This is a genomic window from Sphingobium sp. FW305-3-2-15-F-TSA7, assembly GCF_058787155.1.
The window spans coordinates 135,879-144,136 of sequence record NZ_JBYSZM010000007.1 but is presented as its reverse complement, the minus strand read 5'-3'; the positions used below and the strand labels follow the sequence as shown (position 1 = coordinate 144,136).

General features: G+C 65.1%; 7 protein-coding genes and 1 riboswitch. Of the genes, 4 read left to right on the top strand and 3 right to left on the bottom strand.

The features are described from left to right. The 3 genes from AC3WN8_RS07460 to AC3WN8_RS07450 form a co-directional block, all read left to right on the top strand. A partial coding sequence (locus AC3WN8_RS07460; protein ID WP_492668766.1) for an ABC transporter substrate-binding protein occupies positions 1–1,615 on the top strand: 1,615 nt, incomplete at its 5' end. Continuing rightward, positions 1,612–2,556, top strand: a complete 945-nt coding sequence (locus AC3WN8_RS07455; RefSeq protein ID WP_492668765.1) for an ABC transporter permease — start codon at positions 1,612–1,614, stop codon at positions 2,554–2,556. The genes AC3WN8_RS07460 and AC3WN8_RS07455, both read left to right, overlap by 4 nt. Beyond that, a complete protein-coding gene (locus AC3WN8_RS07450) occupies positions 2,553–3,386 on the top strand; it encodes an ABC transporter permease (RefSeq protein ID WP_492668764.1) in 834 nt (277 codons plus the stop codon). The genes AC3WN8_RS07455 and AC3WN8_RS07450 overlap by 4 nt, the downstream gene beginning before the upstream one ends. Positions 3,387–3,404: 18 nt before the next feature. Here AC3WN8_RS07450 and AC3WN8_RS07445 read toward each other — a convergent pair whose 3' ends face one another. Next, positions 3,405–4,307, bottom strand: coding sequence for a homoserine O-succinyltransferase (locus AC3WN8_RS07445; RefSeq protein WP_492668763.1), 903 nt, complete (start codon positions 4,305–4,307; stop codon positions 3,405–3,407). Positions 4,308–4,348: 41 nt separating this feature from the next. Beyond that, positions 4,349–4,456: riboswitch (SAM-I-IV-variant riboswitch) on the bottom strand. Between the two features lie 36 nt (positions 4,457–4,492). After that, positions 4,493–6,319 carry an ABC transporter transmembrane domain-containing protein gene (locus AC3WN8_RS07440; protein ID WP_492668762.1) on the bottom strand — a complete coding sequence of 609 codons (1,827 nt, stop codon included), beginning with the start codon at positions 6,317–6,319 and terminating at the stop codon, positions 4,493–4,495. 106 nt (positions 6,320–6,425) lie between these two features. Between AC3WN8_RS07440 and AC3WN8_RS07435 the strand changes: the two genes are divergently transcribed. Further along, positions 6,426–7,643 (top strand): polyhydroxyalkanoate depolymerase, encoded by a 1,218-nt coding sequence (locus AC3WN8_RS07435; RefSeq protein ID WP_492668761.1) that lies wholly within the window; start codon positions 6,426–6,428, stop codon positions 7,641–7,643. A gap of 129 nt (positions 7,644–7,772) precedes the next feature. Here AC3WN8_RS07435 and AC3WN8_RS07430 read toward each other — a convergent pair whose 3' ends face one another. Further along, positions 7,773–8,153: a VOC family protein gene (locus tag AC3WN8_RS07430; RefSeq protein ID WP_492668760.1), complete on the bottom strand. Its 381-nt coding sequence runs from the start codon at positions 8,151–8,153 to the stop codon at positions 7,773–7,775. Between the last annotated feature and the right edge of the window lie 105 nt (positions 8,154–8,258).

Below are 8,258 nucleotides of genomic sequence, written 5' to 3'. Positions count from 1 at the left end.
CCCCCCCCCCCCCCCCCCCACGCCGGTGATCCTGCCCTTGCTGCTGGCGGGTGGTGCGGCCTTGTGGGCGTTCGGGTTCGGCGCGCCATCGTCGCCGTCCCCGGCCGCCACGGGCAGCGAGATCCGCGTCGCGATCAATTCCGACATCCTCAGCACCAATCCGGGCGTGCTGCGCGACGGCAATACCGACATGGTGCTCTACCATATCGGGGAATCATTGGTCGGCTATCGCGACGACCTGACTGTGGGGCCGTTGCTCGCCGAGCGGATCGACGTCTCCGATGCGGGCCGGACCTATATCTTCACGCTGCGCAAAGGGGTGCGTTTCCACAATGGTGCGCCGCTGACTGCCACCGAGGTGAAATGGTCGTGGGATCGGATGCTGCGCCCCGAAACCGGCTTTCGCTGCCGCGAATTCTATGACGGATCGGGGGCGGGGGGATTGAAGCTCGACGCGGTGGATGTGCTGGCACCCGATCGCATCGCATTCCGGCTGAACAAGCCGAGCGTGCTGTTCCTCGACCGGATGGCGAACCTCCAGTGCCAGACCGCCATCCTGCATCCATCCTCGGTCGCGCCCGACGGGACATGGCGAAAGCCGGTCGGCACCGGCCCCTATATGCTCGGTGCCTGGCGCAAGGGGCGCTCGGTGACGCTCACCCGTTTTGCCGGCTATGCGGCGCGCAGCGATCCGCCCAGCGGCGTGACCGGGCGGAAGATCGCTTATGCCGATCGCCTTGTCTTCGTGGTGACGCCCGATCGCATCGCTGCCAAGTCGGCGGTCTATGCGGGCAATATCGACCTGCTGTTCGCCGTGCCGCTCAGCGCCTATCGCGAAGTGAGTGCGCGCGCGAAGACGCGGGGCGATATCAACGTCTATCGCCAGCAGACGCTCGACTGGTCGGTGCTGTTGATGCAGACGCGCGATCCGCTGCTGTCCGACGTCCGCATGCGCCGGGCGATCGCGCATGCCATCTCGCCCGCCATGGTCACCACTTTCTCGACGGCCGGGCTCGCCGAGGTCAATCCGTCGGCGACCCAGCATCTCAGCCGTTATCACGGCTCAGTCGAGGATCGCTGGCTTACCTATGATCCCGCGCTGGCGCGGCGGCTGGCGCATGAGGCGGGCTATCGCGGGCAGGTGATCCGCATCCAGGCCAATCGCAAATTCTCCTATATGTACGACAGCGCGGTCGCGGTTCAGGCGATGCTGGCGGCGGCGGGGTTCAACGCGAAGATCGAGATGTACGACTGGGCGACACAGCTCCACAATTTCACGACGGGCAATTTCCAGCTTTCGACCTTCGGCTATTCGGCGCGCAGCCATCCCTCGCTGCTCTACGGCAATTTCATCGGTTCGAAGGCCGATCGCGCCAGCGTGCAATGGGACGATCCGACCGCGCGTGCGCTGGTCGCGCGGCTGGAGACGGCATCGAACGACGCGGAGATCCAGCAATTGCTCGATACGCTCCATCTGGAAATGGAGAAACAGGTGCCGATCATCGGCCTGTACAATGATCTGATCGTCGATATCGCCAGCAAGCGGCTGGAGGGATATCGGCCCTGGGCCTTTGGCCGGCCGCGGCTGTGGGGCGTGAAGGTGCGGCCCGAATGATGGGTTTCTTCATCCGCCGGCTGATCGGTGTCATTCCGACGCTGCTGATCACCTCGATCTTCATCTTCGCGCTGCTGCGCATGGTGCCCGGCGATCCCGCCGCGCTGCTGCTCGGCGATGTCGGCGATGCGGCGCAACTCGCCGCGATCCGCGAGCAGATGGGGCTCGATCGGCCGCTGCCCGTGCAATATCTGATCTGGCTGAAAGCGGTGCTGACCGGCGATCTCGGCCAGTCGTTCATGACCGGCGATCCGGTGGGACCGGCATTGCTCGAGCATTTCTGGGTGACGGCGCAGGTGGTGGGCATCGCCTTCGTGCTGGCCGCGCTGATCGCCTTGCCCGCCGGGATCATAGCGGCGCGCTATCGCGGGCGCCGGCCCGACAATGCGATCGTCGCGGCGGCGACATTGTTCCTGTCGGTCCCCAGCTTCTGGGTCGGCATGCTGCTGATCATGCTCTTCGGCGAGGCGCTGGGCTGGTTGCCGACCATGGGCTTCGTCGATTTCTCGCAGCGGCCGTCCGAATGGCTGCTCCACATCGTCATGCCGGTGATCTCGCTGGTCTTCGTCGAGGCGGCGATCCTGACCCGGCTGATGCGCGCGAGCACCATCGAGGTGCTGGGCCAGGATTATATTGCCTATGCCCGCGCCAAGGGCATCCCCGAGCGCGCGGTGCTGTGGCGGCACACGCTCAAGAACGCGCTGTCGCCGACGCTGACCATGCTCGGGCTGATCCTCGGCTCGCTGCTGAGCGGTGCCGCGGTGATCGAGACGATCTTCGGTCTGCCCGGGCTCGGCCGCTTCCTCGTCGATGCGATCTATGCCCGCGATTATCCGGTGGTGCAGGGCACCTTGCTGTTCATCGTGCTGATCTACATCGCGATCAATATCGTCGTGGATCTGATCTACCCGCTGCTCGATCCGCGCGTGAGGAACCAATGAAGGGATTTGTCCGCCAGATCCGGCGTTCGCCGACCTATGCGGCCAGCGCCTGCGGCCTCGTCGTCATCATCATCCTCGCATTGGTCGGATCGCTCTGGACCCCGCAGGATCCGCTGGCCCTGTCGGTCGCGGCGCGGCTGCAGCCGCCATCGGGCGTGCATTGGCTGGGCACCGATCCGTTCGGCCGCGACCTGCTGAGCCGGCTGCTGGTCGGGGCGGGGGTCAGCATCCGGATCAGCCTGGCGACCGTCACCGTCTCGTTGCTGCTCGGCATCGTGATCGGAACGAGCGCGGGCTATTTCCGGGGCGTCACCGACCGGATCGTCTCCGCCTTCATCGACGCGTTCCTGGCCATGCCGGGCATCTTGCTGGCGCTGGCGCTGATCTCGGTCATCGGCGCCAGCGAAACCGGCGTCGTGCTGGCGCTGGGGCTTGCCTATACCCCCAATGTCGCGCGCGTCGTGCGCGGCAGCGTGCTCTCGCTACGCGAAAGCGGCTTTGTCGAGGCGGCGCGGCTGTTCGGCCATCCGCACATCTTCATCATCCTGCGCCATATCGTGCCCAATATGGTCGGGCCGCTCACGGTCCTGGCCAGCGCCTATTTCGCGCAGGCTTTGCTGTCCGAAAGCGCGCTGAGCTTCCTTGGCCTGGGTGTGCCGCCACCCTATCCGAGCTGGGGCGGGATCCTCGCGGAAAGCCGGCAATTCGTGGCCGACGCGCCCTGGCTATCGCTGTTCCCCGGGCTCCTGATCGTCATTTCGCTGCTCTGCATCAACCTGACCGGCGATGCGCTGCGCGACTATTTCGATCCGCGCATCGCTCGCCACTGACCCTCAGCCACTGCCGCCTCAAAGGTCGAACGGCGTGGTCTGGTAGATCTGGTTGATCCAGTTGCCGAACAGCAGATGCGCGTGGCTGCGCCAGCGATTCTCGGGCGTGCGCGCGGGATCGTTCCCGGGGAAATAATTGACGGGAACCGGCGTGCCGGGGGCGGTGACGCTGTCGCGATGATATTCGTCGGCCAGGCTGGTCGTGTCATATTCGACATGGTTGAACATGTGGAGCGAGCGACGCTGCGGATCGTCGAGCAGGCACAGGCCGGTTTCCTCGCTTTCGGCGAGCACGGTCATGCCGCTGCCGCCGGGAATGTCGGCGCGGCGGACCTCGGTCCAGCGCGAGACCGGAATCGAGAAATCGTCGGAAAAGCCGCGCAGATAGGGGGAAGCCGGCTGGAGGTTCCGGTGCCGGAAGATACCCGACGCCTTTGCCGGCAGTTCATATTTGGGCAGGCCGTGGAAATGGTGGACAGCCGCCTGCGCCGCCCAGCAGATGTTGAAGCAGCTATGGACATGGGTCTGGGTCCAGTCGAGGATACGGCGCATCTCGTCCCAATAGGTCACCTCCTCGAAGGGCAGGCGTTCGACCGGCGCGCCGGTGATCACGAACCCGTCGAAGCGATGATCGTTCACCTCCGCCCATGGCCGGTAGAAGGACGCCATGTGGTCGGCCGGCGTGTTGCGCGCGACATGCTCGGTCAGGCGCACGAGTGTCAGTTCCACCTGGAGTGGCGTCGCACCGATCAGCCGCGCGATCTGCGTTTCGGTGCTGATCTTGTTGGGCATCAGGTTGAGCAAGCCGATGCGCAGCGGCCGGATGTCCTGACGGATCGCGTCGGCTTCCCGCATCACCATCACGCCTTCCGACTCGAGCGTACGGAAAGCGGGCAAATCGTCGGGAATCTTGATCGGCATCGTCACGCATGTCCTTCAACTGAGAGGACAGACGCTCGTGGCTTGATCCGCTTGGTTGCCGGCTCGGCCACATCCTTCCTTGCGGAAGCGCCACCTTGCCCGGATAGGCAGGTTGGCGTTGGGCGTCGCCCCAACTCTTGATGTTGGCGCCTACTTAGGGCCGGATGTCCCGATTGGCAATCCGGTCAGGCCAGTGCCCCGTCGAATTGGAGTCGGGCCAGGCGGGCATAGAGCCCGCCCTGCGTGGTCAGGCTGTCATGATCGCCCTGTTCGACGATGCGTCCGTCGTCCATCACGATGATGCGGTCGGCGCTGCGCACGGTGGCGAGGCGGTGAGCGATGACGATCGTCGTGCGGTCGGTCATCAGCCGTTCCAGCGCCTGCTGGACCAGCCGTTCGGACTGGGCGTCGAGCGCCGAGGTCGCTTCGTCGAGCAGCAATACGGGGGCGTCGCGCAGGATGGCGCGCGCGATCGCGACACGCTGTCTTTGCCCACCCGAAAGCCGCGCGCCGCCTTCGCCCATGAAGGTGTCGAGCCCGTCGGGCAGCTTGCGCAGGAATTCGGCGGCATTGGCGGCTTCGGCTGCCGCCCATAACGCCTCGTCCGACGCGTCCCAATTGCCGTAGCGCAGATTGTCGCGCGCCGAGGCCGCGAAGATCACGGTTTCCTGCGGGACCATCGCGATGCGCTCGCGAATGTCGGCGGGGTCGGCATCGGGCAACGCCACGCCGTCGAGCAGGATGCGGCCCGCATCGGGATCATAGAAGCGCTGGATGAGCTGGAACAATGTCGATTTGCCCGCGCCCGACGGGCCGACCACGGCGACGGTCTCGCCCGGTGCGACGGTCAGCGAGAAATCGGCGAGCGCGCTGGTGTCGCGGCGGGTGGGATAACGGAATTCGACATGATCGAAACGGATCTCGCCGCGCGCCGGCTCGGGTAATGCGCGGGGCTGTGCCGGTGCGGCGATCCCAGGCTGCTGGGCGAGCAGTTCGGCGAGTCGTCCGGCAGCACCCGATCCGCGCAGCAGGTCGCCATAGACTTCGGTCAGCGCGCCGAAGGCGCCGGCGACGAGCCCGCCGGTCAGCACGAAGGCGGCGATGGTGCCGCCGCTCATCCGGCCGGCGGCGACGTCGAGCGCGCCTTGCCACATGACGAGCGCGATCGCGCCGAAGATCAGGCCGATCACGGCCGCGGTCATCACCGCGCGCAGCATGATGCGTCGTCGCGCCGTGCCGAACACCGCTTCCACTGCCTGGCCGAACCGGCTCGCTTCGCGATCCTGTTGTCCGAACGCCTGGACGATCTTCATCGCGGCCAGCACCTCGCTGACCATCGCGCCGACATCGGCGACGCGATCCTGGCTGCTGCGCGAAATGGTCCGCACGCGGCGGCCAAGGATCACGATCGGCATGATCACGACCGGAATGCCGATCAGCAGCATGCCGGTCAGCTTGGGCGACAGGCTGAACAGATAAGCGATGCCGCCGATGCCCATGACCAGGTTGCGCATCGCCACCGAGATGGTGGTGCCGACGAGCTGTTCGATGATCGTGGTGTCGGCGGTCAGCCGCGATGCGATCTCCGACGGGCGATTCTCCTCGAAGAAGCTCGGCGAGAGGCGCAGCAGGTTGCGCTGCACCGCAAGGCGCAGGTCTGCGACGACGCGTTCGCCAAGCCAGGAGACGAAATAGAAGCGGAAGGCGGTCGCGATCGCCATCACCACCACGATCAGCAGCAGATATTGGAACCAGCGACCGATATCGCTGCCGCCGCCCTGAACGAAGCCGCGGTCGATGATCAGCCGGAAGCTGCTCGGAATCGCCAGCGTCGCGCCCGCCGCGATGAGCATGGCGAGCGCAGCGGCCGCGATATGGCCCGGATAGCGTACCGCCATCCGCCAGACCATGCTGAGATCGCCGAGATTGCGGCCCGAACGCGGCTGGGCCGCGTCATCGGTCGCGTCGGCTTTTGCCGGACTGCTTGCCCGTTCGCTGCCCGTTTCGCTCATGGCGCGGCCCTAGCAGCCCGAACCGGCGCGCTCAATCGAAGCTTTGCGCTTTTGCATTGCAGCAAAAGCTCCTACGTAAAGTGCGACACAATGTGAAAGTGAATGAATGCTCTATAACGCCTATGAGATGCAGCGCTCGTTGCTGGCCGGGGCCAGCGCAGTCGCGCATATGAGCGCGGAATTCCTTCAGAACCCGGCAAACCCCTTTTCCTATTTCGGCGGCGGCCCGATCCTGGCCTCCGCGCTGGACGTGTTCGCCCACGCTTCGGCGCCGCGCGGCAAGCCGGCATTCGGCCTGATCGAGACCGAGATCGACGGGCGCAAGGTGGCCGTGACCGAGCAGATCGTCCTGCAAAAGCCGTTCGGACAGCTCAAGCGCTTCGTGCGCGAGGGCGTCGAGGGCGGCCCCAGGCTGTTGATCGTCGCGCCGATGTCGGGCCATTATGCGACCTTGCTGCGCGGCACGGTCCAGCGGATGCTGCCGAGCTGCGACGTCTATATCACCGACTGGCGCGACGCGAAGATGGTGCCGCTGTCCGAGGGCGGTTTCGATCTCGACGACTATATCGATTATCTGGTCGCGTTCCTCGAACATATCGGCCCCGGCGCGCATGTGCTCGCGGTCTGCCAGCCCTCGGTGCCCAGCTATGCGGCGGTCGCGCTGATGAATGGCGACAAGCATCCCTGCACGCCAAAGACGCTGACGATGATGGGCGGGCCGATCGACACGCGCGAAGCGCCGACCGCGGTCAACACGCTGGCGACGCAGCGGCCGCATGCCTGGTTCGAGCAGAATGTGATCGCGACCGTGCCGATGCATTATCCGGGCGCCGGGCGTCAGGTCTATCCGGGCTTCCTCCAGCTTGCCGGCTTCATGACGATGAACCTCGGTGATCACCTGATGAGCCATTGGGAGATGTTCAAACATCTCGTTCAGGGCGACGAGGAAGGCGCGGACGCGACCAAGCGCTTCTATGACGAATATCGTTCGGTCTGCGACATGACCGCCGAATTCTATCTCCAGACCATCGACGTCGTCTTCCAGACGCACGCGCTGCCCAATGGCGAATTCAGGCATCGCGGCAAGCTGATCGATGCTGCGACGATCACCGACACCGCGATCTTGGCGATCGAGGGTGAGCGCGACGATATTTCGGGGCTCGGCCAGACCAAGGCGGCGCTGACCATCGCCACCAAGCTGCCCGCCGCGAAGAAGAAATATTTCATGGCGCCGAGTGTCGGCCATTACGGCATCTTCAACGGCAGCAAATGGCGCAACACGATCGCACCCGTGCTGGAGGCGTGGATTAAGAAGTTCGATTGAGGGGGCGACCCGAGCTTCATTTCGATCATTCTCGCCGAAGCCCTTCGGGGTCATTCCCGCGTACGCGGGAATGACGGGGTAAGGGGCTACCGGGCCTCGCCCCGCAGCGCTATCCGGCACTCCATCGGGTCAGGCATAGCTGACGATCTCGAACTCGATGCCGTCATGGTCGAGGAAATAGAAACGACGGCCGGGTTCATAGTCGCCATGCGAGAATGCCACGAGGCCGAGCGCGAGCACGCGTGCCTCGACCGCATCGAGATCCGCGACCTCGACACCGACATGGTTGAGCGGTTCGCCCTTGGGATAGCGGGCATCGGCATGGATCCCGTCCGGCCCGGTATAGAAAGCGAGATAGGCCGACGCGCTGCCGACATGGATGGTGAAACCGCCGTCGCGCGCCGCGCCGCGCCAGCGTTCCTTCCAGCCGAACAGCGTTTCCACCATGCGCGCCGAGCGTTCGGGGTCGCTGACCGTCAGGTTCACGTGTTCGATCGTCGCGTGCGTCATCTCTGGCTCCTGGATCCGGGCCGATTCGGCGGCCGGGCGGGTTGACGCATCGCTTCTGCAACCTCAAGTTAAGTTGAGATCAAGCTTTTTCTCGAGGGTGGAAAC

What these genes read in the sequence shown, in the direction of transcription:
- AC3WN8_RS07455 (WP_492668765.1), top strand. Translation starts at nt 1,612, where the DNA reads ATGATGGGTTTCTTCATCCGCCGGCTGATCGGTGTCATTCCGACGCTG.
- AC3WN8_RS07450 (WP_492668764.1), top strand. Translation starts at nt 2,553, where the DNA reads ATGAAGGGATTTGTCCGCCAGATCCGGCGTTCGCCGACCTATGCGGCC.
- AC3WN8_RS07445 (WP_492668763.1), bottom strand. Translation starts at nt 4,307, where the DNA reads ATGCCGATCAAGATTCCCGACGATTTGCCCGCTTTCCGTACGCTCGAG.
- AC3WN8_RS07440 (WP_492668762.1), bottom strand. Translation starts at nt 6,319, where the DNA reads ATGAGCGAAACGGGCAGCGAACGGGCAAGCAGTCCGGCAAAAGCCGAC.
- AC3WN8_RS07435 (WP_492668761.1), top strand. Translation starts at nt 6,426, where the DNA reads ATGCTCTATAACGCCTATGAGATGCAGCGCTCGTTGCTGGCCGGGGCC.
- AC3WN8_RS07430 (WP_492668760.1), bottom strand. Translation starts at nt 8,153, where the DNA reads ATGACGCACGCGACGATCGAACACGTGAACCTGACGGTCAGCGACCCC.